General features: G+C 72.0%; 21 protein-coding genes. 3 read left to right on the top strand and 18 right to left on the bottom strand.

The features are described from left to right. Positions 1-15: 15 nt before the first annotated feature. The 13 genes from murG to IOE58_RS09250 all read right to left on the bottom strand — a co-directional run bounded on the left by murG (position 16) and on the right by IOE58_RS09250 (position 14891). The gene (gene murG, locus IOE58_RS09310; protein ID WP_193866118.1) at positions 16-1158 is read right to left on the bottom strand and encodes an undecaprenyldiphospho-muramoylpentapeptide beta-N-acetylglucosaminyltransferase; all 1143 of its coding nucleotides are present in this window, start codon (positions 1156-1158) and stop codon (positions 16-18) included. Continuing rightward, the gene (locus IOE58_RS09305; RefSeq protein ID WP_193866117.1) at positions 1155-2498 is read right to left on the bottom strand and encodes an FtsW/RodA/SpoVE family cell cycle protein; all 1344 of its coding nucleotides are present in this window, start codon (positions 2496-2498) and stop codon (positions 1155-1157) included. The genes murG and IOE58_RS09305 overlap by 4 nt, the downstream gene beginning before the upstream one ends. After that, positions 2495-4027 (bottom strand): UDP-N-acetylmuramoyl-L-alanine--D-glutamate ligase, encoded by a 1533-nt coding sequence (gene murD / locus IOE58_RS09300; RefSeq protein WP_193866116.1) that lies wholly within the window; start codon positions 4025-4027, stop codon positions 2495-2497. Before murD ends, IOE58_RS09305 begins: the two co-directional genes overlap by 4 nt. Further along, positions 4024-5124, bottom strand: a complete 1101-nt coding sequence (mraY, locus tag IOE58_RS09295) for a phospho-N-acetylmuramoyl-pentapeptide-transferase (protein WP_193866115.1) — start codon at positions 5122-5124, stop codon at positions 4024-4026. Before mraY ends, murD begins: the two co-directional genes overlap by 4 nt. Beyond that, positions 5121-6599: a UDP-N-acetylmuramoyl-tripeptide--D-alanyl-D-alanine ligase gene (locus IOE58_RS09290; protein WP_193866114.1), complete on the bottom strand. Its 1479-nt coding sequence runs from the start codon at positions 6597-6599 to the stop codon at positions 5121-5123. Before IOE58_RS09290 ends, mraY begins: the two co-directional genes overlap by 4 nt. Positions 6600-6601: 2 nt before the next feature. Continuing rightward, complete coding sequence (locus tag IOE58_RS09285) at positions 6602-8200, bottom strand: UDP-N-acetylmuramoyl-L-alanyl-D-glutamate--2,6-diaminopimelate ligase (RefSeq protein ID WP_348981934.1); 1599 nt, start codon at positions 8198-8200, stop codon at positions 6602-6604. After that, positions 8197-10005 carry a peptidoglycan D,D-transpeptidase FtsI family protein gene (locus IOE58_RS09280; protein ID WP_193866112.1) on the bottom strand — a complete coding sequence of 603 codons (1809 nt, stop codon included), beginning with the start codon at positions 10003-10005 and terminating at the stop codon, positions 8197-8199. Before IOE58_RS09280 ends, IOE58_RS09285 begins: the two co-directional genes overlap by 4 nt. Before the next feature lie 4 nt (positions 10006-10009). Continuing rightward, a complete protein-coding gene (locus tag IOE58_RS09275; RefSeq protein WP_193866111.1) occupies positions 10010-10525 on the bottom strand; it encodes a cell division protein FtsL in 516 nt (171 codons plus the stop codon). Between the two features lies 1 nt (position 10526). Beyond that, positions 10527-11540 (bottom strand): 16S rRNA (cytosine(1402)-N(4))-methyltransferase RsmH, encoded by a 1014-nt coding sequence (gene rsmH / locus IOE58_RS09270; protein ID WP_193866110.1) that lies wholly within the window; start codon positions 11538-11540, stop codon positions 10527-10529. A 159-nt stretch (positions 11541-11699) separates the two neighbouring features. Next, positions 11700-12131, bottom strand: coding sequence for a division/cell wall cluster transcriptional repressor MraZ (gene mraZ / locus IOE58_RS09265; RefSeq protein ID WP_193866109.1), 432 nt, complete (start codon positions 12129-12131; stop codon positions 11700-11702). Between the two features lie 550 nt (positions 12132-12681). Continuing rightward, complete coding sequence (locus IOE58_RS09260) at positions 12682-13029, bottom strand: DUF3040 domain-containing protein (RefSeq protein WP_228019506.1); 348 nt, start codon at positions 13027-13029, stop codon at positions 12682-12684. Between the two features lie 88 nt (positions 13030-13117). Continuing rightward, positions 13118-14383, bottom strand: coding sequence for a DNA polymerase IV (dinB, locus tag IOE58_RS09255; RefSeq protein ID WP_228019503.1), 1266 nt, complete (start codon positions 14381-14383; stop codon positions 13118-13120). Positions 14384-14447: 64 nt separating this feature from the next. Beyond that, positions 14448-14891 (bottom strand): SAV_6107 family HEPN domain-containing protein, encoded by a 444-nt coding sequence (locus tag IOE58_RS09250; RefSeq protein WP_193866108.1) that lies wholly within the window; start codon positions 14889-14891, stop codon positions 14448-14450. A 256-nt stretch (positions 14892-15147) separates the two neighbouring features. Between IOE58_RS09250 and IOE58_RS09245 the strand changes: the two genes are divergently transcribed. Continuing rightward, positions 15148-15990, top strand: a complete 843-nt coding sequence (locus tag IOE58_RS09245) for a spermidine synthase (protein WP_193866107.1) — start codon at positions 15148-15150, stop codon at positions 15988-15990. 64 nt (positions 15991-16054) lie between these two features. Here IOE58_RS09245 and IOE58_RS09240 read toward each other — a convergent pair whose 3' ends face one another. Further along, complete coding sequence (locus IOE58_RS09240; RefSeq protein WP_193866106.1) at positions 16055-16258, bottom strand: cold-shock protein; 204 nt, start codon at positions 16256-16258, stop codon at positions 16055-16057. 290 nt (positions 16259-16548) lie between these two features. After that, positions 16549-17580 carry a proteasome assembly chaperone family protein gene (locus IOE58_RS09235; protein ID WP_193866105.1) on the bottom strand — a complete coding sequence of 344 codons (1032 nt, stop codon included), beginning with the start codon at positions 17578-17580 and terminating at the stop codon, positions 16549-16551. Positions 17581-17721: 141 nt separating this feature from the next. On the opposite strand from IOE58_RS09235, the gene IOE58_RS09230 reads away from it, so the two are divergent. Next, positions 17722-19965: a HelD family protein gene (locus IOE58_RS09230; protein ID WP_193866104.1), complete on the top strand. Its 2244-nt coding sequence runs from the start codon at positions 17722-17724 to the stop codon at positions 19963-19965. Between the two features lie 197 nt (positions 19966-20162). Here the strand turns inward: IOE58_RS09230 and nrdR are convergent, their stop codons facing one another. Next, complete coding sequence (gene nrdR / locus IOE58_RS09225; RefSeq protein ID WP_193866103.1) at positions 20163-20666, bottom strand: transcriptional regulator NrdR; 504 nt, start codon at positions 20664-20666, stop codon at positions 20163-20165. A 40-nt stretch (positions 20667-20706) separates the two neighbouring features. Further along, complete coding sequence (locus IOE58_RS09220; RefSeq protein ID WP_193866102.1) at positions 20707-21102, bottom strand: LysM peptidoglycan-binding domain-containing protein; 396 nt, start codon at positions 21100-21102, stop codon at positions 20707-20709. Positions 21103-21274: 172 nt separating this feature from the next. Here IOE58_RS09220 and lexA point away from each other — a divergent pair, with 172 nt between their 5' ends. Next, positions 21275-21961, top strand: coding sequence for a transcriptional repressor LexA (gene lexA, locus IOE58_RS09215; RefSeq protein WP_193866101.1), 687 nt, complete (start codon positions 21275-21277; stop codon positions 21959-21961). A 36-nt stretch (positions 21962-21997) separates the two neighbouring features. On the opposite strand, the gene IOE58_RS09210 is transcribed toward lexA, so the two are convergent. Next, on the bottom strand, positions 21998-23914 hold the full coding sequence (locus IOE58_RS09210; protein ID WP_431831698.1) for an ATP-dependent DNA helicase: 1917 nt from the start codon (positions 23912-23914) through the stop codon (positions 21998-22000). Positions 23915-24126: the final 212 nt, after the last annotated feature.

Raw genomic sequence — 24126 nt, 5'->3', positions numbered from 1 at the left:
CGGTAACGGCCGGGGTCACAACCGGCGGCCAGGCTCCCGTGCGGCACCGATCACGATCTCGGCGAGTCGTTCGGCGGCATCGGGGATGCCGAAGCGGCGGGAGGCCGCGGCCATGGCTGCGCGTCGCTCCTGGTCCAGCAGCAGCGGCAGCACCTGTTCCACCAGGCGCGATGCGGTGATCTGCGCATCCTCGATCATCAGCGCCCCACCGGCGCTGACCACGTCCTGGCCGTTCAGCGCCTGCTCGCCGTTGCCGATCGGAAGGGGCACCAGCACGGCGGGCAGCCCCACGGCGGTCAGCTCGCACACGGTCCCGGCGCCCGAGCGGGTCAGGGCGAGATCCGCGGCGGCGTAGGCGTCCTCCATGGCCCGCACGTACTCCACCACCCGGTAGCCGGGACGCGGGGTGAGGTCCTCGGCCTTGCCGCGGCCGGTGATGTGCAGGATCTGGGCACCGGCCTCCAGGAAAGCGGGGGCGGCCTCGCAGACGGCGCCGTTCAGGCGCTGCGCGCCCAGGGAGCCGCCGGTGACCAGCAGCACCGGGCGTGCCGGATCGAGGCCGAACTCCTGCACCGCCCCGTCGCGGCGGGCCGCGCGATCCAGGTGCGCGATGCCCTCGCGCATCGGCATGCCGATGCGGCGGGCGCCCCGCAGGCGGGTGCCGTCCAGAGCCGTGAGCACGGCGGCGGCGCGCACCGCTCCGAGGCGGTTGGCCAGGCCCGGGCGGCGATTCGCCTCATGGACCACCAGGGGGATGCGGGAGGCGGCGGCGGCGAGGTAGGCGGGAGGGCACACGTACCCGCCGAAGCCCACCACCACGTCGATGCCGCGGTCGCGCAGCAGGGCGCGCACCTCCCGCACGCTCCCCGCCAGCCGCGCCGGGAAGCGGACGGCAGCGCCACCGGGTCGCCGCGGGAAGGGCACCTTCTCGATGGTCACCAGCTCGAAGCCGGCGGCCGGCACCAGATCGGCCTCGAGCCCGGAAGCGGTGCCGAGCACCACGATCTGGGCCTGGGGCGCCTGCTCACGGATGCGCGCGGCGGTGGCCAGCAACGGGGAGACGTGGCCGGCGCTGCCCCCTCCGGCCAGCAGGACCCGGGGGGCGCGTGCGGCGCGAGGGTCACGGACCGCGTCGGGACCGCTGGGTGATCCGCTCATCGTCGGCTCCGCCCCTGAGCCGTGCGCGCGCGCCGTCGAGAACGGCGGGGGGGGCGCGAATCGCCGGTGGAGCCGCCGCGCGGAGCGGGCAGCACGCTCACGGAGCTGCGCACCGCGCCCACGCGGGCGGTGATGGCCTCGCGCGCACCCGGCTCGCTGCGGGCGAAGGACAGCAGCACGCCCAGCGCCGTCATGGACGCCAGCAGGGCGGAGCCGCCGGAGGAGATGAACGGCAGCGGGACACCGATCACGGGCATCAGGCCCGTCACCACCATCATGTTGACAAAGGCCTGCCCCAGGATCCAGGAGGCGATGCCGGCGATGGTGATCTGGCGGAACACGTCGTCGGTGCGGGTGATCATACGGAACATCACCAGGGCCAGCACGGCGAACAGGAACAGCACGCCCAGGGTGCCGGCCAGGCCGAACTCCTCCCCCAGGACCGCGAAGATGTAATCGTCCTCCGCGGCGGGCAGGCGCCCCCACTTCTGGCGGGACTCACCGGGGCCCACACCCCACCAGCCGCCCTCGGCCAGCCCCATCAGGCCCTGCTCGGACTGGTAGCCGGTGCCACCGACGCACTCGCCCTTGAGCCAGCAGTTGATACGGCCCATGCGGTTGCCGCTGGTGATGGTGAGGGCGACGACGCCGATGAGGCCGAGAGCTCCACCGGCGGCGAACCAGCGCCGGGGCACGCCGGCCACCCACAGCGAACCGGCCACCAGCAGGCACATCACCAGCGTGGTGCCCAGGTCGCGCCCCAGCACCACCAGGCCCAGCGCGGCGAGGACCCCGGGGACCAGGGGGAACAGCAGGTGGGCGGGCCGGTGCAGCAACGGCCGCTTGATGGCCAGCAGGGCGCCCAGCCACACGGCCAGGGCCAGCTTGAGGAACTCCGAGGGCTGCAGGGTCTGGGACCCGATGCGGATCCAGTTGCGGTTGCCGTCGACGTCGACGCCGAGCGGCGTGTGCACGAGGGTCTGCAGGGCCAGGCCCAGCATCAGCAGCGGCCAGGCGGCCTTGCGGTAGAAGCCCGGCGGAATCGAGGCGGCCACCAGCAGGGACGCCAGCCCCAGGCCCGCGAAGGTGCCCTGACGCAGCAGTCCCGCGAAGCCGGACTGGCCGCGGGAGATGTTCAGCACCGCGGTGGAGGAGAGCACCATCATCAGGCCCACGCCCACCAGCAGGGTGCCCAGCACGATCAGGGCGTAGAAGTCCAGGGCCGGTGACTTCAGCCAGTTGCCCACCCCGGCGCGCAGGCGGGAGCCGACGTCACCGAGGGGGTTCTCCTCCTCGGGGCGGACGACCCGGGTGGACCGGCGGGTCTCCTGCATCGTCATCCGTTCGCTCCTGCCAGTCGTTCCACGGCCGCGGCGAACAGCTCCCCCCGTTCCGCGTAGTTGCGGAACTGGTCGATCGAGGCTGCGGCCGGTGCCAGCATCACCACGTCCCCCGCCGAGGCGAGGGAGCGGGCGGCCTGCACCGCCTCCTCCATCAGCCGGGAGCGCCCGGCGACATCGCCAGTGTCACCCGGATCCACGCGCACCACGGGGAGGTCAGGGGCGTGTCGCCCCAGCGCCTCGGCGAACGGGGCGGGATCGGTGCCCAGCAGCACGCAGCCGGCCAGCCGGCCGGCGACGGCCTGGACCAGGGAGTCGATGTCAGCACCCTTGGTGTCGCCTCCGGCGATCCACACCACGCGCTCGGCAGTGGCGAGGGAGGCGCGGGCTGCGGCGGGGTTGGTGGCCTTGGTGTCGTCCACCCAGGCGACCTCGTCGATGCGGGCCACCAGTTCAGCGCGGTGGCGGCCGATGCGGTACGCGCGCAGGCCGTCGCGCACGGCCGCCTGCTCGACACCGTGGGCGCGGGCCAGGGCCGCGGCGGCCAGGGCATCCAGCACGATGTGCGGGCCGGCGCCGTGGGGACCCAGGTGGGCGAGGTCCTCGAGGGTGGCGAGCTCGGCCGCCTGCCGGTGCCGATCGGGGACGAAGGCGCGGTCCACCAGCATCCCGTCGACCACGCCGAGCTCGGAGGGCCCCGGGGAGCCCAGGGTGATGCCGATGGCGCGGGCGCCCTCGAGGACGTCGGCCTGTTCGACCAGGCGACGAGTGGTGGGGTCGGCGACGCTGTACACGCAGGCGCGCTCGACGCCCTCGTAGATGCGACCCTTCGCGGCGGCGTAGGCAGGGGCGCTGCCGTGCCAGTCCAGGTGGTCGTCGCTCACGTTGAGCACTGCGGCGGCCTGGCAGTCCAGGTGCTCGGTGCGGTGCAGCTGGAAGCTGGACAGCTCCACGGCCAGCACGTCGAAGCCCTCCGGGTCCAGCGCCGCCTCGATCACCGGCAGGCCCACGTTGCCGCAGGCCACGGCGCGCAGGCCGGCGTGCTGGAGGATCGACTCCAGCATGGTGACCGCGGTGGTCTTGCCGTTGGTGCCGGTGATGCCGAGCCAGGCGGGCCCGTCGGCCGCCTGCATGCGGCGAGCCAGCTCGACCTCGCCCCACACGGGGATCCCGGCCTGCTGGGCCTGGACCAGCAGGGGCTGCTCGGGCCGCCAGCCGGGTGAGGTGACCACCAGGTCCACCTCACGGTCGGCGGGGAGGGAGCCGGTGTGCTCGGCCCCGAGGCGCACCTCGACACCCAGCACCTGAAGGATCCGGGCCTTCTCCCGGTTCTCGGGGGTGTCGGCGCTGTCGACCACCAGCACCCGGGCACCGCGCTGCATGGTCTGGTCCGCGACCGCGTAGCCGGAGACGCCGAAGCCGGTCACCAGGATGCGCAGCCCGGCCACGTCCATGCCCGGCCAGGCCCGCTGCTCGGCCGGGAGACCATGGGCCGGGCCGGACGTGGGACCGGCCGGGGGCGTGGTCATGAGGTGAGCCTCGGCAGGGCGTCGAGGTAGAACAGGCCCAGGCCGAGGCCCGCGAGGATCCCGGCCACGATCCAGAAGCGGACCACGATGGTGACCTCGTTCCAGCCCTTGAGTTCGAAGTGGTGCTGGAGGGGGGCCATCCGGAACACGCGCTTGCCGGTGGTCTTGAAGCTGGCCACCTGGATGATCACGGACAGCGAGATGGCCACGAACAGGCCGCCGATCACGGCGCCCAGGATCTGGGTGCGCGAGACGATGGTGAGGCCGGCGATCGCGCCGCCCAGGGCCAGGGACCCGGTGTCGCCCATGAAGATCTTCGCCGGGGAGGTGTTCCACCACAGGAAGCCCACGCAGGCACCGATCATCGCCGCGCACAGCACGGCGGTGTCCAGCGGGTCGCGGGCGTCGTAGCAGTTGACCGTGCCGCCAGCGGCGAGGTCCACGTTGCACACCTGCCGCCACTGCCAGAAGGAGATCACCAGGTAGGCGGCAGTGAAGATGATGGTGGCGCCGGAGGCCAGGCCGTCCAGGCCATCGGTGAGGTTCACGCCGTTGGACCAGGCCGCCACCAGGAAGTTCGCCCAGACCGCGAAGAGGATGAAGCCCGCGACGCTGCCGCCGAAGGCGAGGTCCAGCCAGGGCACGTCCCGCACGAAGGAGATGTTCGTGGAGGCCGGGGTGAGGCCGGACTCGTCCCGGAACAGCAGCGCCATCACGGCGAAGGCCGTGGCCACCACGAACTGACCCAGCAGCTTGGCGCGGGGCCGCAGGCCCAGGCTGCGCTGCTGGGAGATCTTCAGGTAGTCGTCCAGGAAGCCCACCACGCCCAGGCCCACCATCAGGAACAGCACCAGCAGCACGGAGATGCTGGGGGGCTCCCACACGGCCAGGTGGGCGATGCCGTAGGCGAGGATCGTGGCCAGGATGATGGCGACGCCGCCCATGGTGGGCGTGCCTCGCTTGGTGGCGTGGGAGGTGGGGCCGTCATCGCGGATGAACTGGCCGTACCCGCGCTTGACGAGGACCCGGATGTACAGGGGGGTGCCGAAGATCGCCAGCACCAGGGCGGTGCCCCCCGCGATGAGGATCGGGATCATGCGTGTGCTCCTCCGTCCTGGTGCCGGGCACGGTCCGCGCGTCGTTCCAGGTGCGCGATCAGAGGCCGTGCGAGCTGGCGCAGGCCTGCGTCGCGGGACGACTTCAGCAGCACCACATCGCCGGGCGCCAGGGTCCGTTCTAGCACAGCCAGGGCCTCTTCGACGTCGGCCACCTGCATGGACTCCCCACCGAAGCTGCCCTCGAGGCTGGCCCCGTGGTGGAGGGGGGCCGCGCCCTGCCCCACGACGATCAGCAGACCGATGTTCAGCCTCACCACCAGGCGCCCGATCTCGTCGTGCAGGCGCACCGACTCCTCGCCCAGCTCGAGCATCTCGCCCAGCACGGCGATGGTGCGGTGGCCGCGCCCGAGGTGCGCGAGGGTCTTCAGCGCCAGGCGCATCGAGTCGGGGTTGGCGTTGTAGGCGTCGTCGATCACCAGCACATCGCCGGCGCGCCGGGCCTCCATCCGCTGCCCGGAGGCCAGACGCACTCCCTGGAGGGAGGCCGCGGCGGCAGCGGGCTCGACCCCGGCGAGGATCGCCGCGGTGAGGGCGGCGATCGCGTTGGCGGCCTGGTGCTCCCCCAGCAGATCGGGGCGCACCTCGAAGGATCCGGCGGGAATGTCCGAACCGTCCGGTCGGGTGAGGCCCTCCGGGACCTGCAGGGTGAAGCTCACGCGGGCGTCGTCGTCGAGCCGCAGGTCCGTGGCGCGCACGTCGCCCCGGTCGAGCCCCCAGGTGACCGCCGGGGCCTCGGTGAGTTGCGCCATGGCGGCCACCCGGGGATCCTCGGCGTTCAGCACGGCTCGCCCCTCGGGGGACAGCGACCGGACCAGTTCGGCCTTGGCCCGGGCGATGCCCTCGACGGAGCCGAACTCTCCGAGGTGGGCGGAGCCCACGTTGAGCACCACGGCGATGTCGGGGCGGGCGATGTCGGTCAGGTGGGCGATATGGCCCGGTCCACGGGCTCCCATCTCCAGCACCAGGAAGCGGGTGTGCTCGTCAAGGCGCAGCACCGTCAGCGGCAGGCCCAGCTCGTTGTTGAAGCTGCCGACGGGGGCGATCGTGGGGCCGAGATCGCCGAGGGCCACCCCGAGCAGGTCCTTGGTGCCCGTCTTCCCGGCGCTGCCGGTGATCGCGAGCACCCGCAGCTGCGGGTTCTCCCGGCGTGCCTGCTCCAGTTGGGCGCGGGCCAGGTCCGACAGGGCGCGCTGCACGTCGTCGACCAGGACGGCCGGGATGTCCTCGGCCGTCTGTCGGGAGACCAGGCACAGCGCGGCGCCGTCGGCGACGGCTGCGGCGAGGAAGTCGTGGCCGTCGACCGTCTCGCCCTCGAAGGCGGCGAACAGATCGCCCTCGGTCACGGTGCGCGAATCGATGCGGGCCTCACCGGTCACCCGCTCCTCACCGGTGGCGCCGCCCACCAGGGTGCCGCCGACGAGGCGAGCGATGTCGTGCGCAGTGATGGCGAGCATGGTCAGTGTCCTCCGTCAGCCTGGGGGTCGCCCGGTCCGGGCCGCGCGGCGAGGGCGTCGCGCAGGCGGAGGCGATCATCGAACGGGTGGACGATACCCCCGATGTCCTGCCCGGTCTCGGCTCCCTTGCCGGAGACGAGGATGGTGTCGCCCACGTCCGCCAGGGAGGCGGCCAGCTCGATGGCGCTGCCCCGGCCGTCCACCTCGTGGACCTCGGCGTTCGTCGCATCCGGGATGCCGGAGCGCACTGCTGCCCTGATCGCGGCGGGGTCCTCGGTGCGGGGGTTGTCGTCGGTGATGATCACCACGTCGGCCAACCGGGCGGCGACCTCCCCCATGAGCGGGCGCTTGGTGCGGTCGCGGTCGCCACCGGCGCCCATCACGCAGATCACGCGGCGGGTGCCGGGGACGGAGCGCAGTGTGGTCAGCGCCTTCTCGAGCGCATCGGGGGTGTGCGAGTAGTCGACCACTCCGCGCACCGGGGCGAGGGCCACGGGCTCCATCCGGCCGGGGACGGTGCCGGCGGTGCCGAGGGCGGCGTCCACCTCCGGACCGCTCACCCCGATGGCCTCCAGCAGCAGGACGGCCGCGAGGGTGTTGGCGACGTAGTGGCGGCCGGGCAGTGCCGCGCGCAGGCGCCGCTGCGCCGGGGCGCCCTGCTTCCCGACGACGGTGAACACGCTGCCGTAGTCATCGGGGAGGATCTCCCGCGCGACATGGTCCGCCTCGATGCCGGGGAGGGTGGCGTACGTGGTCACGGGCACCTGGGCCCGGTGGGCCAGGCGCCTGCCCCACTCGTCGTCCACGCACACCACGCCGCGCCGGGAGTGCTCCGGGGTGAACAGCAGGGCCTTGGCCGCGAAGTAGTCCTCCATCGTGGGATGGAAGTCGAGGTGGTCCTGCGAGAGGTTGGTGAAGCAGGCGACGTCGGCCACGACCTCGTCCGCGCGGTGGAGCACCAGGGCGTGGGAGGAGATCTCCATGGAGCAGGCCTCGACGTCGTCCTCCAGCATCCGGGCCAGGATGCCGTGCAGCTCGGGCGCCTCGGGAGTGGTGCGCACGGTGGCGATCGCATGATCGGTGCCGGTCGCGTCGCGGTACTCGGTGCCGCTGGTGCCGACCATGCCGCTGGGGCGGCCCAGCGCCAGCAGGGTGCGGTGCACCATCGTGGTGACCGAGGTCTTCCCGTTGGTGCCGGTCACGCCGATCGTGCGCAGGTGCTGCGCCGGTCTTCCGTAGACCACAGCGGCGGCGGTGGCGGTCTCCCGACGCGGGTTTTCGACCACCAGGGCGGGCAGCCCGGCCCGCGCGCAGGCCTCCGCGCCGGCGTCGTCGGTCAGCGCGAGGACGGCCCCGCGGGAGACGGCCTGCTCGACGTAGTCGGCGCCGTGGGCATTGGCACCTGGCAGGGCGCACCACAGATCCCCCGCCTCGACGCCGCGGGAGTCGAGGGTGACCCCGGAGACGGTGGCCTCGAGGTCGGTCAGGGACGGCGGCGGTGCTGCGCCGAGCTCCGCGGCGAGCGCACCGACGCTCACCCCGGCTCGACGGCGAGGACGAGCGGGCTCGGGAGCGGGGACTGCGGACACGGGGCCGGTCACCACTCGTTCTCGAGCACGCGTGCGGGCTTGCCGGTGGGAGGGATGCCCTGGTGCTGGAGGGTGAAGGTCATCAGCTCGGAGAAGGCGGGTGCTGCAGCCCGGCCGCCCGAGATGAAGCTGTTCAGGCCGAACACGAACACGCCGATCACGATCTCCGGGTCGTCCGCGGGGGCGAAGCCGATGAAGGAGGCGGTGTAGGTGCCACCGGGGACCTGCGCGGTGCCGGTCTTGCCGGCCACCGCGTACCCGGGCACGCTCGCGCCGGAGACGCCGTCCTCGACCACGTTGTCCATCAGCTCGGTCATGGTGGCGGCGGTCTCGGAGGAGACCACGCGGGTGGACTCGGGCTCCCCCATCGGTCGGATGCTGCCGTCGTCCTCCCGGGTGCCGGCGACGATCCGCGGCTGCACCCGCACTCCGTCGTTCGCGAAGGTGCCCACCGCCGAGGTCATCTGCAGAGCGTTGACGGAGTAGCCCTGGCCGAAGGCCGTCGTGTACCGGGTGCGGCCGGTCCACTGCGAGGCGGGGTGGACCACGCCGGCGGACTCACCGGGCAGACCCACGCCGGTGGGCTCCCCCAGGCCGAACGCCTTCAGATAGTCGTAGCGCACCGAGGGTGGGAGGGTCTCGGAGATCTGCACGGTGCCGACGTTGGAGCTGTTCTTCAGCACCCCGGCGAGCGTGAGCCGCTGATCCTCGTGGGTGAGCGCGTCCTTGATGCGATGGCCCTCGAAGTTCATGGTGTACGGCACCTCGTACTGCGAGTCCAGGGTGACGGTGCCCTCCTCGAGGGCCGCCGCGACGGTGAACACCTTGCCGGTGGAGCCCGGCTCGAACACGTTGGAGATGGAGCGGTTGCCGCGGTTCTCCTCGGGTGCCTCGCCCGGGGCGTTGGGGTCGTAGGTGGGGTAGTCGGCCAGGGCCAGCACCTCGCCGGTGCGGGCGTTCAGGACCACCGCACTGGCGCCGGTGGCACCCCAGCTGTCAGCTGCGCTCGCGGCGACCTGCTGCGCCTTCCACTGCAGGTCCCGGTCGATGGTGAGGACGAGGTCACGGCCGTCGACGGCCTGGGTGGTCTCCTGCCGACCGGTGGGGATGATCTGGCCCTGGGCGCCGCGCTCGTAGGTGGTGGTGCCGTCGGTACCGCTGAGCTGGTCGTCGTAGGTGAGCTCGGTACCGGCCAGGGCGGTGCCGTCGGATCCCACGAAGCCCAGCACGTTCCCGCCCACGGAACCGGCCGGGTAGATGCGCTGGGCCACCCGGTCCGCGCCGATGCCGGGGATCTTCAGGGCCAGGGCGGCGTCCCGCACCGCGGGGTCGACGTTCTTCTCCAGGTACATGAAGCCGCGATCGCCGGTGAGCGCCTCCTCGGTCTCGGTCACGCTCCAGCCCAGCACGGGGGCGAGCTTCTGGGCTGCCGCCGGGATGCCCGTGACCTCCGCCGTCGTGGAGTTCTCCAGGTAGGTGTCGACCTGCAGCTGGTTGACCCACAGGTCGTAGCGCTCCTGGGAGCTGGCCAGCACGGTGCCGTTGCGGTCCAGGATGTCACCGCGCAGAGCGGGGATGGTGCGGGTGACGGTGCGCTGCTTGACCGCTTCCTCCGCGCGGGCACTGGCGTCCAGTCCCTGCACCCAGATCAGTCGACCGGACAGTGCCATCACCGCCACCATGATCAGCGTCAGCAGCAGGCGGTGGCGGACGGCGGGGCTGCCCACCCGGGCCGTGGGGACGCGGAAGGAGCCCCGGGGCGCGCGGGTCCTCCCCGCGCCGCGGGGGCTGCGCTTCCTGCTGCGGTCGTCCGCCATCTGCTCAGGCTCCCTCGTTGCCCATGCCGTGATACGCCTGGGGCTGATCGTAGATCTGCGCGGGCGGCACGGCCTGCTCCGCCGGAACCTCGGCGAGTTCCGGAGGTGCGGGTGCCTCGGCATCGACGGTGTCGGAGAGCACGGTGCGGGTGTCCAGGTCGATGTAGGCGGGATCGGTCACCGGCACCATCCCCAGCTCGCGGGCCTGTCGCTCCAGCTCCTGGGGGGTGCCCAGACGCTCGTCTGTGGCCATCAGTGCCTGCTGCTCCTCGGTCAGTCGCTGGGACTGGATCTGCAGGCGGTTGATCTCGTAGCTGGTGTCGGACATCTGGATGTTCAGGTAGAGCAGAGCAGCCAGTGTCGCGACCACGATCGCGGTGCACAGCAGCGTGAACGGCATGGCGCTGCCGGCGGCCTTCGGTCGGGCCAGGACGGTCAGGCGCGGGGTGGACCAGCCGGCCGGCCGCGCGGAGCGAACGGGCCGGACGGCGACGGAGCGGATGGCGGAGGTGGAGGCCATGTCACGAGGCTCCTTCTACGATGCGGGTGCGGGTCAGTGCGCGCAGGCGGACGGAGCCCGCGCGGGGATTGGTCTCGCGCTCGGCGGGCCCGGCCTGGACCGCGCCGCGCACGAGAGAGGTGAAGGTGGGGCGGTGCTCCTCCAGCTCGACCGGCAGGCCGGGTGGGGCCGAGGAGCGGGTACGACGCGCGAAAGCACTCTTGACCAGGCGGTCCTCACCTGAGTGGTAGGACTCCACGACGATCCGGCCGCCCAGGCGCACGCTGTCCAGCGCACCCTCGAGAGCGCTCGCGAGGATCCGCAGCTCGTCGTTGACCGCGATCCGCAGCGCCTGGAAGGAGCGCTTGGCGGGGTGGCCACCGCTGGCCTTCGAGGCGGCAGGGACGGCACGGTCCAGCAGGGTGACCAGTTCGCCGCTGCGGGTGAGCGGGGCGTGCTCGCGCTGCTCGACGATGCGCCGTGCGATCCGACGGGCGAAGCGCTCGTCGCCGTACTGGTGGAGGATGCGGGAGATCTCCGCCTCGGGCAGGTCGCGCAGCAGATCGGCCGCGGTGGGCCCCCCGGAGGAGGGGTCCATGCGCATGTCCAGCGGGGCATCGGCGACGTAGGAGAACCCGCGATCGGCGGTGTCGATCTGGAAGCTGGAGACGCCCAGGTCCATCATCACCGCGTCGGCACTGTCGAGACCGAGGTCGGCGAGGACCTCGGGGATCTCGTCATAGGTGGCGTGCACCAGGGTGAGGCGGTCCGCGAACCCGGCGCGGGTGAGCCGTTCCCGGGCCAGGTCCAGGGCCAGGGGATCGCGGTCGATTCCCACCAGGCGCGCGGCGGGGGCGGCGGCGAGGACGGCGCCGGCGTGCCCGCCCATCCCCAGCGTCGCATCGACGTACACCGAGCCGGGGCTCTGCAGGGCGGGGGTGAGCAGGTCCACGGTGGTGTCGAGGAGGACGGGGACGTGTCGCTCCTCGGCGGGCGCGGCGCTGCCGGTGTCGCCCCGCTGCGGTGTGCGGTCCATCGTGCCCCCTCCCCGGTGCTGCGGTGTCGGTCCTGTGCTGTGTGTCGATGGGTGATGTCGTCGGGGCCGTCCAGCCAGATTCCCCGTCGTTCCCGACCCGCCACCGGGGAAGTAGCGTCGGGGCGGGAACGACGAGAGGTCTCACAGGACGGATGTCCGTCAGAACAGGCCCGGGACCACCTCCTCGGCGGTCTGGGCGAAGCCCTCCTCCTTCTGCTCGAGGTAGGTCTCCCAGGCCGGGAGGGACCAGATCTCGAGCCGGTCCAGCGCGCCGATGACGGCGCATTCCCGGTCCAGGCCCGCGTAGGAGCGCAGGTGGCTCGGGATGGTGATGCGGCCCTGCTTGTCGGGGATGACGTCCTCCGCGCCGGAGAGCAGCACGCGCAGGTAGTCACGCGTGCGCTGATCGGTGGTGGGCGCCCGACGGGCCTCATCGAGCTTCTGGCGGAACTCGGCGATCGGGTACACCGCAATGCAGTGCTCCTGGCCTCGAGTCATCACCAGTCCCGTGGCGAGCTCGTCACGGAACTTCGCCGGGAAGATCAGGCGCCCCTTCTCGTCCAGCTTGGGCGTGAAGGTGCCGAGGAACATCTCGACCCCCTCTCACCTGCATGGACGGGAAGTGCGGAACCATCTCCTCCCAACGCGCTCCACTTTACCCCACTCCGCCCCACATCGCGCTACCCCTGGCGCCGATTCGCCCCCCATGGCGCACATCACTGCTGGTCATAGCAGTGGTGTGAGGTGGGGGGAAAATCGGCGACGTGGAGCGCTCCCGCAGCACCCGAGGTGGTTCCATCGCCTCGGACATCACAGACGAGCCCCGCACCGCAACCGCCGGGCGGCATCATCAGTGCAGGTCAGGAGCTTTCGGTTCGAAGGCCCTGCCGCGTCGTGCTGCGCGGGGGTGCACCGGGGAGGAGGTGGTGGAGGGAAAGGGAGGGGCCCGGTGGAGGGAGGTGGAGAACCGGGCGGAGAAGGGTGGGGAACCGGCGGAGGGAGGCGGCTGGACACGAAGAAGCCCCGGCTCCTAGGAGCCGGGCGTCAGCAGGGCGGGCATCCGCCGGGGCACGGGTCCGACGGCCGTGGTCAGAACCGGGAGTCGTCCCCGAGCGCTTCTCCCAGCGGTCCTCCATCTTCTTCATGAAGGTGCCGCCGTTGTCCAGGGGCCCTGGGTGGTGGGGCGGGTGCCGCCGGAGTCCCCGGGGCCGTCCCCATCGTTGGAGTTCGTCGGGGAGGTCACCGCATACACCGCCCCGGCCAGCATGCCGATGAAGGCGATCACGCCGAGCCACACGGCCGGCAGGGCCACCGCGAGGACCAGCACCAGCAGGCCCAGCACCACCCCGCCCAGGCCGATCGCGATGCGGCGGCCGTTGCGGCGGGGGCTTCGCGACGGCGAGAAGGCGCGCGCAAGGCGAGGATCGTCGGCGAAGAGCTGACGTTCCATCTCATCGAGCATTTTCTGCTCGTGCTCCGACAGCGGCATGATCCCGCTCCTTGTCCCCGTGCTCCGCGCTCCTGGGCGCCTCCCCGCTCGATCCCGGACGGCGGCCGTCATCGGCGGTCCCCCTAGTTTAGGCGTCGCCCCTGGGAATGGGAACCTCACGATCCCCGGGGCCGGACCGCACCGCCGGACCCGCCCCCTCCGGGCGCAACGTGGAGCCGCGAGCCAGGCTGGAGGCGCCGAACCGGTCACGGGCGCGATCCATGGCGGCCTCGAGGTCCTGCCAGCCGGCCGAACGCCCGGTCAGCTCCCGGGGCTCCCCGCCCGGCCCGGCTGATGCCAGCTGCGTGGCCCGCACCCCGGCCAGTCGCACCCGCGGCATGCGCGTGCTCTCCCGTTCCCACAGTGCCACCACGTGCTCGCGCAGGCGCTCGCCGCTGGAGGTGGGCTGGTCCATCGTGGCCGAGCGGGTGATGGTGGCGCCGTCGGGCGAGCGCAGCTTGAGGACCACGGTGCGGGCCACGAACCCGGAGCGGCGCAGTTGCCGGGCCACGTCGTCGGCCATCACCGTGATGCGGCGGCGCACCTCGTGCGGATCGGTGAGGTCCTCGTCCCAGGTGCGCTCGGTGCCCAGGGACTTGTCGCGCACCCGATGTCCCAGGCCGGTGCGGTCACTGCCATCGGCCACCCGCATCACCTGGAGCGCCTGGGGGCCGATGGCGCGGGCGAGGGTCGAGACAGGGACGTCGCGCACGTCGCCGACGGTGTGCACGCCGATGCGCTCCAGCGCCTTCACGGCCGTGGGCCCGATGCCCGAGATCACCGATACCGGCAGCGGCGCCAGGAATGCCGCGGTGCTCTCCGCGGGGACGATGAGCATGCCGTCGGGCTTGGCGCGGGCGGAGGCGATCTTCGCCACTGCCCGGGACACGGAGCCGCCCACCGAGCTGGGCAGCCCCAGCTCCTCTCGGATCCGCCTGCGCAGCAGGCCTGCGATCTCCTCGGGAGGCCCGAACAGCCGCCTGGCCGGGCGGGCGTCCAGGAACGCCTCGTCCACGCTGATCTGCTCGACATCGGCCACCACGTCCCGCAGCAGGTCCATCACCTGGCGGGAGACCTCGCGGTAGCGATGGATGCGCCCGGGGACGATCACCAGATCCGGGGCGAGGCGACGGGCGGTGGCCATGGGCATGGCCGAACGGATCCCCCGTGCCCGCGCCGGGTAGCTGGCAGCGGCCACCACACCGCGAGCTCCGGCCCCGCCCACCACCACCGGGAGTCCCCGCAGGGAAGGATCGTCCCGGATCTCCACCGAGGCGAAGAAGGCGTCCATGTCCAGGTGCAGGATGCCGGGGATCTCCGGATCCGGCGCGGCACCCGGGACCTGCATGGTCATCGAGACCTCCTCGGCAGAGCAGGTGGGGATCAGGGGGCAGATGAGCTCGACTGTACCGGCCGCACTATCCGGCCAGGGCCACCACCTGCTGCGGCATGCCCTCCAGCAGGGCCTCCGATACCGCGGACAGGTGCAGGGCGGTGAGCTCGATGTGGCGACGCAGCAGCACCGGATCCGGGAGCGCGTCGAGGCTGCGCTCCAGACGCGCGCGCTCGGCCACCATCGGGGCCATCTGCTCGGAGCGCGACGCGGCGTCCCCTCCCAGCCGCTCCAGTGCCGTCCAGACGTTCAGCGGGAGCCGCCGGCGGCGATCGCGGTTGGCCCGCTGCACCAGCACCCCGGCGCCTCGCAGCGCTGCCCGGTGCACGAGCTCGAATGCCTCCCGCGGGTGCTCAGCAGCGAGCCGCTCCCCCTCGGCGAGCAGCCAGCGGGCACGACCCAGCCCCGCGAGGTCCTCATCGAGACGGGCCAGACGGATGCGGGCGGGGGTGATCGTGGGGGCGGTCATGGCGGCTCCTTCCTGTTCGTTGCTCTCCGTGCTTCTCCTCACCGGGTGAACCCACCGTAGGAACGGGCACCGACGAACGAAGCCCCACCTGATCGGGAGTGGATGGACCTGCAGTGGGGAGGAACCTGCAGTGGGGAGGAACCTGCAGTGGGGAGGAACCTGCAGTGGGAGGGACCTGCAGTGGGGAGGGACCTGCAGTGGGGAGGGACCTGCAGTGGGGAGGGACCTGCAGTGGGGAGGGACCTAGAGTGGAGCGATGGCCCGCCGTGAACGCACCCACAGCAGCTCCAGCTCCGTCTTCGGGCACCTGCCGCAGCTGGGCGTGGCCCTGCCCATCTCCACCGGGGCCGCGCGACTCACCCAGGAGCAGGACGGATCCCTGCTCCTCGAGGTCAACGGGGTCCCCTCCTCACACCTGCATCCCGATCCCAGGCACCTGGTCTTCGAGTACATGCGCTGGATGCAGCTGGTGATCGACCTGCACCTGCAGCAGATCTCCGGGACGGCACCGCAGCTCGCGCACCTGGGCGGGGCCGGCTGCGCGCTCCCCCGCGCTGTCGCAGCCGCGCATCCCGGCAGCCGGCACATCGTGGTGGAGATCGACGGTCAGCTGGCCGAGCGGGCGCGGGAATGGTTCGACCTCCCCCGCTCACCCCAGCTGAGGATCCGCATCGACGACGCGCTCAGCGCGCTCACGGCGTGGCGGGAGGACCGGTTCGACGTCCTGGTGCGTGACGTGTTCGCCGGCAGCACCACCCCCGACTCACTGCTCACCGCCGACGCCTGCACGCACGCGGCGCGGGTGCTGAAGGACGGCGGCATCTACCTCGCCAACTGTGCCGCTCCCCCGGGTTCCGGGCTGATGGCCGACGAGGTGGCGACGCTGTCCACCGTGTTCGAGCACGTATCAGCGATCGCCGAGCCCGCACACCTGTCCGGCAAGCGCAGGGGCAACTGCGTGCTGGTGGCCTCCTCGCGCCCCCTGCCCGAGGGCATCGATCGGGCGCTGCGCTCCGACCCCGTCTCCGTGCGCCTGGCCCGACCGCAGCAGGTCGAGGCGCTGCGCCGGGCCGGGCGAGTGCGGCACAGTCCTACATGACGGCGGACCGGGCAGGAGCGATCGCTTCTGCCCGGTCCGCTTGAAGATCCGGTTCCAGGTCCGGTCAGAGAGGACGGACCTGCTCTGCCTGCGGGCCCTTGTCGCCCTGGGAGACCTCGAACTCGACGCGCTGCCCCTCATCGAGGGAGCGGTAGCCGTCCATGTCGATCTTGCTGTGGTGGACGAAGACGTCAGCGCCGCCTCCGTCGATCTCGATGAAGCCGTAGCCCTTCTCGGAGTTGAACCACTTGACCGAGCCCTGTGCCATACCTGTCTACTTCCTGTGTCGTCCATCATCGGTCGCCGATGCGACCGTGGTGCCGCGAGAAGCCGTTCGCCGCCGGATGGCGGGTGGCATCAGGTGCGCCGTTCGGGGCCGAGGCCCCATGACGGACTGTCCTGCTGGAACTGCATCCCCGCAACACCGCCATTGTGTCACGGCCGTGGCCCGGTTCACAGAGGGGGATCGAACCGCGGATCACGAAGGGGTAACGAACAGTGCTGCCCGAGGCAGTCACGAGCTCCCTAAGGACCATGGGCCCGGGGGCGGGGCGGGACTCAGAGCCGACGCGGGTCGTCCGGCCCTTCGACGTCCTGGTCCGCCAGGAAGCGCTCGAAGTGATCGCCGATCTCGTCGGCCGTGGGCAGGTCCATGGTGGTGGCCATCGGCGAGCCGTCCTGGTCCTCCCGCATGGTGTCGTACTGCTCCTCGAGGGCGGTGACGATCTGCCTCACCTCGGCGTTCTGAGCCAGCGTGGCCTGCAGAGCGCCGGTGGCGGCATCGGTCAGATCACCCAGGTCCACCAGGGGCAGCTCCAGGCCGGTGGCGTCGCTGATCCTGCGCAGCAGCGCGAGCGCGCCGGCGGGGAAGTCCGTGCGGGTCAGGTAGTGAGGGATCTGCGCCGCGTACCCCATCGCGGGGTGACCGCTGCGTCCGAGCTCGAACTCCAGCAGGGCACCGAAGGAGGCGGGGACCACGATCTCCGCGCCCTCGGACGGCTGGTCGGGCCCGCCTCCGGCAGGGGGGGAGCTGGACCCGGCCGGGGCCTCCCCCTGCCCGACCGACCGGTCCGGGGCTCCCACCCCGTCCTCCCTGCCCTCGCCCGCGAGCAGCGATGGATCGTTGGCGTGGGCGAACAGCCCGATGGGGCGGGTGTGCGGCACCGCCATCGGCACGGCCTGCATCCCCACCACCCGTTCCACCTCGAAGTACTCCACCAGGTCGATCACGGCTTGGCCGAAGCGCTTCCACTGCAGATCCGGCTCCGGGCCGTCCAGGAACAGGAAGGGACGGTCCGCCTCGTCGTACATCAGCGTCAGCGAGAGGGAGGGGATGTCCACCGAGGTGTAGGAGAGCCCGTCGAACACCGCCTGGGGGCGAGAGCCGCGGTAGTCGAGCAGCTCGTCGATGTCGAAGGAGACCAGCTTCATGTGCCGCAGCTGATCGCGGAGGTACGTGGCAGCGATGCGGCAGGAGTTGCCGGCATCGACCAGTCCGGGCAGGGCGTGCACCAGCATCAGGCCCTCACGTGGAACGGCCGCCAGCACATCCATGGACTCGAAGCTGTACAGGTCGCGCGGGTCTCGCATCGGCACCTCCTCAGCCCGTGAACGCCCCGGGTGCCACACACAGCCGGGCCCGTCCACCATAATGGATCACCGTGCTCCTCCGACCGGGTGTCCGAGCGGTACGGGCACGCAAGACGAGGCAACCCCAGGGGGACCGGGTACGTGGACGACGCTGAGGGGCAGATCGCCCGGGAGATCGCACGCGAGCAGGACTACGCGGACCAGCTCTACGACAGGCTGGACGAGCAGATCGGCCAGGTGCAGGACAACCTCGAGAAGGTGCAGGCCTCGCAGCACGCCTCCACCCACCAGAACCGCTCGGAGCGGGACGCGTTCGCTGCCCTGTACGAGGACCGTCTGGCCCTGCTGCGCTCCGTCAGCCAGAACGTCGTGTTCGGGCGGCTGGACACCGACGAGGCCGCCCGGCGCTACATCGGTCGCATCGGCCTGTTCACCCCCGAGCGCGAACAGCTGCTGGTGGACTGGCGCGCCCCCGCTGCCGCCGCCTTCTACCAGGCCACCAGCAACGAACGACTCGGGGTGCGGTTGCGGCGCCACCTGATCAGCCGAGGCCGCAGCGTGATCGGCCTCGAGGACGACGTGCTCGATCCGTCCGTGCTGGAGGAGAGCGACGACATCGTGCTGCAGGGCGAGGGGGCCCTGCTGGCGGCCGTGTCCGGCCAGCGCACCGGCCGCATGGGCGACATCGTCGCGACCATCCAGGGCGAGCAGGACCGCATCATCCGCTCCGGGAACCGGGGCGTGCTGGTGGTCCAGGGCGGTCCAGGCACGGGCAAGACCGCCGTCGCGCTCCACCGGGCCGCCTACCTGCTCTACACGCACCGCCGGCGGCTGGAGCACACGGGCGTGCTGATCATGGCCCCCACCCAGGGCTTCCTGCGGTACATCGAACGGGTCCTGCCCAGCCTCGGCGAGTCCGGCGTGGTGATGCTGACTCCCGGCGAGCTCTTCCCCGGTGTGCAGACCGCACTGCACGACAGCGACGAAGTGGCGCGCATCAAGGGCGACGCCGCGATGGCGGAGCTGCTCTCGCGCGCCGTCAAGCAGCGCCAGCTGGTGCCGGAGCGCGACGTCCCCCTGCGCATCGACGGCACCGGCATCACGCTCACGCGCGAGGACGTGCGCTCCGCCCGGCGTGAGGCGCGAGCCTCCCACAAGCCGCACAACGCCGCCCGCGCCGTGTTCGTCCGAGCCGCCGCAAGCCGCCTGGCCGACCGGTACGAGAACGCCCTGCGGGCCGCCGGGCGCACCGTGGTCCCGGAGGACCGCCCGGAGCTGCTCTCGGACCTGCTGCACCACCCCGATGTGCGCCGCGAGCTCAATCTGGCCTGGCTCCCGTACACCCCCCAGGGCTTCCTGCGCATCCTGCTGTCACGGCCGGAGCGCCTGCGGGCAGCGGCTCCCCGTTCCCTCGCTCCTCACGTCGACGTCCTGGTGCGGCCCAAGGACTCCCCCTGGACAGTGGAGGACATCCCTCTGCTGGACGAGGTGGCGGAGATCCTGGGCGACGACTCCGCGCCGGAGGAGGCGCGCGCCAAGGAGCAGGCACAGAAGAAGGAGGCCGACGTCTCCTATGCGCGCGCCGTGCTGGAGAACATCGACACCTCCGGGATCATCCGGGCCGAGGACCTCGCCGAGCACGTCGGTCGGATCCGCGACGGCCGCACCCTCGCCGAACGGGCTGCCGGCGAGCGTGCGTGGACGTACGGCCATGTCGTGGTGGACGAGGCGCAGGAGCATTCGGCCATGAGCTGGCGCGCCCTGATGCGGCGCTGCCCCACCAAGTCGTTCACCGTGGTGGGCGACGTCGCCCAGACCTCCTCGGCCGCTGGCCCCGGCTCCTGGGAGGCCGCCCTGGCGCCGTACGTGCAGGACCGACTGCAGGTGGAGCACCTCACCGTCAACTACCGCACTCCCCGGCGGATCATGGACAGGGCCGCAGAAGTGGCCCAGTCATACGACCTTCCGATCACGGAGGTCAGCTCCGTACGGGAGGGGGACCGCGATCCCCGGATCGAGCACACCGACGACGCCCACCTGGCGGAGGCCGCCGCGCACGAGGTGCGCGAGCTGCACGCCTCGAGCATCGGCCGGATCGCGGTGATCTCCTCAGAGCACCGGCTCACCGCGGTGCTCGAGCAGCTGCGCAGCATCGGGGGCCTGCCCCCGGTGGGATCCGGCTCCTCGGGCGTGGACGACGAGATCGCGGTGATGACGGCACAGGACGCCAAGGGCCTGGAGTTCGACGCCGTGGTGGTGGTCGAACCTGCCGAACTGGTGGAGGGGCATGGTGCCGGGGACCTGTACGTCGCGATGACCCGCCCCACCCAGCATCTGGGTGTGGTGCACGCCCGACCTCTGCCCGACGGGATGTCCGGGGACTGAGCACCGGTGTGCGCCGGGGTCAGCCCCGGAGCTCAACGGAACGAGCCCCGGCGGAGGCAGGACAGGCCTCGGCGGAGGCAGGGGCGCGGACAAGCGATCAGCGGCCGTGGCTTCCCCTCCACGACCGCTGATCTGGGTGCGCTGCGCGAGCGCACGAGCAGTATCTTACGCACACATGAGGGGTGCTTCGCACCAATTCACAACTCGGTGCGAACCGGGCCGTGGGAGCCGTCCTGAGCGGCCTCGTGGGGCCCGCCGGACTCCTCGCGCAGACGGGTGATCGCAGCCTCGAAATCGGACAGCGAGTCGAAGGACTGGTAGACGCTCGCGAAGCGCATGTAGGCCACCAGATCCAGCTCCTGCAGGGGCTGGAGGATCGCCAGGCCCACGTCATGCGCATCGATCTCGGCCTGGCCGCTGGAGCGGATGTCCTCCTCGACGCGCTGCGCGAGCATGGCCAGCTGATCATCGCTGACGGGCCGGCCCTGGCACGCCTTGCGCACCCCCGAGATCACCTTCGCGCGGCTGAACGGCTCGCTCACACCGGAGCGCTTGAGGACCGACAGGGACGCCGTCTCGGCGGTGGAGAAGCGCCGACCGCACTCGGGGCACTGCCGGCGGCGGCGGATGGTGGCCCCGTCATCGGACGTGCGGGAGTCCACGACCCGGGAGTCGGGGTGGCGGCAGAACGGGCAGTGCACCCGTCAAGACTACCGGGAGCAGCCCGCCGCCGGGCCCGGATCAGCGCTCCACGCCCTCCCCGACGGGCAGATCCAGCTGCTGACCGGCAGTGACCCGACCGGTGGGCAGATGGTTCATGGCGCGCACCTGCGCGATGTACTCCTGCTGGCCCACGCCTTCGGGAGCATGCTGCTCGGCGAGGTCCCACAGGGTGTCACCGGCCTCGACGGTGACTGTGATGTGCTGCTCCTGACCCGCGCCCGCCAGCGCTGCGGGAACGTCGAAGACCAGCAGCGCGAGGGCCGCGACGACAAGGCCGAGCACGAAGGCGATGGCGGTGACCAGTGCGCGGCCGCGCGAAGTGAGCTCGAGTCGAACACCCGAGCGATCAGCGGGGCGCTGCGCACGGCTGTCACGGCGGGGGAAGGGCAGGACCGTGGTGGTATCGGTGGGCATCTCCGAACTCCTGTTCGATCGAATCTGTGTGCGACTGTAGACCGGTATCGGCGCGACACGCAAGAGGAAACATCGAACATGTGTTTGGAATCCGCTTCCGCGCCGCCTACTGTGGCTGACAAGGACCACGGAACCGTGAGGGTCTGACAAACGAAGCCAGGAGGCCCGCCCGATGTCGCCCAGCACCAGTCGCCGCCCCGAGAGCGCCCCTGTGGGCGATCACGCGAGCCTCACCCGCCGCCAGCGCCGGATCCTGGAGACCATCACCGCCGCGATCTCGGCCCACGGCTACCCGCCCACGATGCGGGAGATCGGCGATGCGGTGGGGCTGACCTCCTCCTCCTCCGTGTCCCATCAGCTGCAGGCGCTCGAGCGCAAGGGCTACCTGCGCAGGGACCCCAAGCGTCCCCGTGCGATGGAAGTGGTGATGCCCGGCGAGGACGATGCCCCTGCCCCGGCCCAGGAGGAGAGCGCGCGATCGGTCGAGGCCGTCTCCGTGCCACTGGTCGGCCGGATCGCGGCGGGCGTGCCGATCACGGCGGAGGAGCAGGTGGAGGACGTCTTCCCCCTGCCGGCGCGCTTGGTGGGCGACGGTGATCTGTTCCTGCTGCAGGTGGTGGGCGATTCGATGATCGACGCCGCGATCTGCGACGGCGACTGGGTGGTGGTGCGCCAGCAGCCGGTCGCGAACAAGGGCGAGATCGTGGCTGCGATGCTCGACGGCGAGGCCACTGTGAAGACCTTCGCCCAGCACGACGGTCACGTGTGGCTGATGCCGCACAATCCTGCCTTCACCCCGATCCTCGGCGATCACGCCGAGATCCTCGGCAAGGTGGTGGCGGTGCTGCGCGCCGTCTGAACCGGGAGGCGCCGGCCTGAGCGCGCTGCTGCCGGGTCAGACCGTCTGGGCGAGGCGGCGCAGGGCGCCCAGCGCCACCTGCGGGTCGCTCGTGGGCCACAGCGGTGGCATGGCCTCGCGCAGGAATCCCCCGTAACGGGCAGTGGCCAGGCGGGGGTCCAGCACCGCGACCATGCCCCGGTCGTCCTTGGTGCGGATCAGGCGGCCGGAGCCCTGTGCCAGCAGCAGCGCGGCATGCTGCGCCGAGACCGACATGAATCCGTTGCCCCCGCGTGAGGCGATCCGCTCCTGCCGAGCGGAGGTGAGGGGCTCATCGGGGCGGGGGAAGGGGATCCGGTCGATGGTCACCAGCCGGCAGGCGTCCCCCACCACGTCCACCCCCTGCCACAGGGTGATCGTCCCGAACAGGCAGGAGTCCTGCTCCTCGCGGAAGATCCGCACCAGGTTCGAGATGGAGTCCTCCCCCTGCACGCCGATGGTGAGGTCCAGCCGGGCCCGTACGTGCTCTGCGGCGAGCTCCGCCCCGCGCCGGGAGGAGAACAGGCACAGCGCCCCGCCGGCGGAGGCCTCCACCAGTTCGGTCAGGTGGTCCAGCATGTCGAGCGAGGGGCCCTCCCTGCCGGGAGGCGGAAGGTGCCGGGCGATGTACAGGATCCCCTGCCGGCGGTAGTCGAAGGGACTGCCGACGTCCAGCCCGGCCCACGCCCCGCGGTCCTCCAGGGCCGGGATCTCCTCGGGCGCCGTGCGGGCGGCGCGTGCCAGCCCTACCTCGCCCGCGGGAGGTTCGAATCTCCCGCCCAGGGCGAGGGTGGCGGAGGTGAGGATCGCGGTGCGGTGCTCCAGGACGGCACCGCGCATCGCCCCGGCCACGCTCAGCGGGGCCACCTGGATGCTGGACCGGCCGGTGGCCCCGGAATGGGAGACCGAGACCACGTCGTCCTCCTCCGGTGCCAGCAGCCGCGTGCACACGTCGATGATCTGCTGGAGGTTGGATCGCACCGCCTTGCGGGAGCCGGCGGTCCCGGCCACGTCCGCGTCGCCGGCGTCCTTGGCGTCGGAGTGGGCCTGCCGGGACTCGGTGCGCAGGTGCTCGACGGCGTCGGCCAGCTGCTCGGGCAGGTCCCCGATCACGCGGCCGTCACTGACCAGGCTGAGGGCCTCGCGCAGCTCCTCCCCCGCATCGTCCAGAGCGGTGGCGGCCACGCCCAGGCCGCGCAGGTCGCGCACGGTGCCCCGCACCAGGGACGGGGTCAGCACGTCGGTGACGGCGGTGGTGACGCTCCCGGTGAGGCTGTGGGCCTCGTCGAAGACCACCACGTCGTGGTCGGGGATGATGCCGTGGCCGTCGAAGGCGTCGATGGCCAGCAGGGCATGGTTGGTGACCACCAGGTCCACCTCCCGTGCCAGCTCCCGGCTGTGCTCGGCGAAGCACGAGCTCGCCATGGGGCAGCTGCTGCCCAGGCAGTGCGACCCGCTCACCGAGACCTGGCGCCAGGCGCGGTCCGACACCGGGGTCTCCAGCGAGTCGCGGTCCCCGGTGTCGGTCTCCTCCGCCCAGGCGCGCAGCCTGCGCACCTGCTCCCCCAGTCGCTCCCCGCCGTCACGGGCGGGATCCGCGGAGGCCTCGGCGAACAGCGCACCGGGGTCGATGTCCACGGGGTAGCCGCCGTCCAGCTTGTGGCGGCACACATAGTTGGAACGGCCCTTGAGCAGGGCGTAGGTGGGGGTGCGCGGCAGGTGCGGGGCCAGCGCCTCCACCAGGCGCGGGAGGTCCTTGGCCACGATCTGGTTCTGGAGGGCGATGGTGGCGGTGGAGACCACCACCGGTCGGCCCGAGGTCACGGCGTGCAGCAGGGCGGGCACCAGGTACGCCAGGGACTTGCCGGTGCCGGTGCCGGCCTGGACCAGCAGGTGGCGGCCGCCCTCCATCGCGGTGCCGACGGCCTCGGCCATGGCCCGCTGCCCCTCGCGGGCGGTGCCGCCGATCGCGGTGATCGCCGCGTCCAGCAGTGTTCCCAGGCGCGCCGGGTCATCCCCGGTCGAGTCGCGGGGAGGCGAAGGGGTGGAGCTGTGGACGGCGGGCACCGGACCACGGTAGCGGCCTGTGCGTCGGGGGCGGCCCAGGCGCGCCCCGGGCCGCTCGGCCGGTCTGCGGGGCCCTGCGT

It is taken from the genome of Brachybacterium epidermidis, from assembly GCF_015209585.1.
Lineage (GTDB): Bacteria > Actinomycetota > Actinomycetes > Actinomycetales > Dermabacteraceae > Brachybacterium > Brachybacterium epidermidis.
This window is presented reverse-complemented; position numbering and strand designations above follow the sequence as displayed.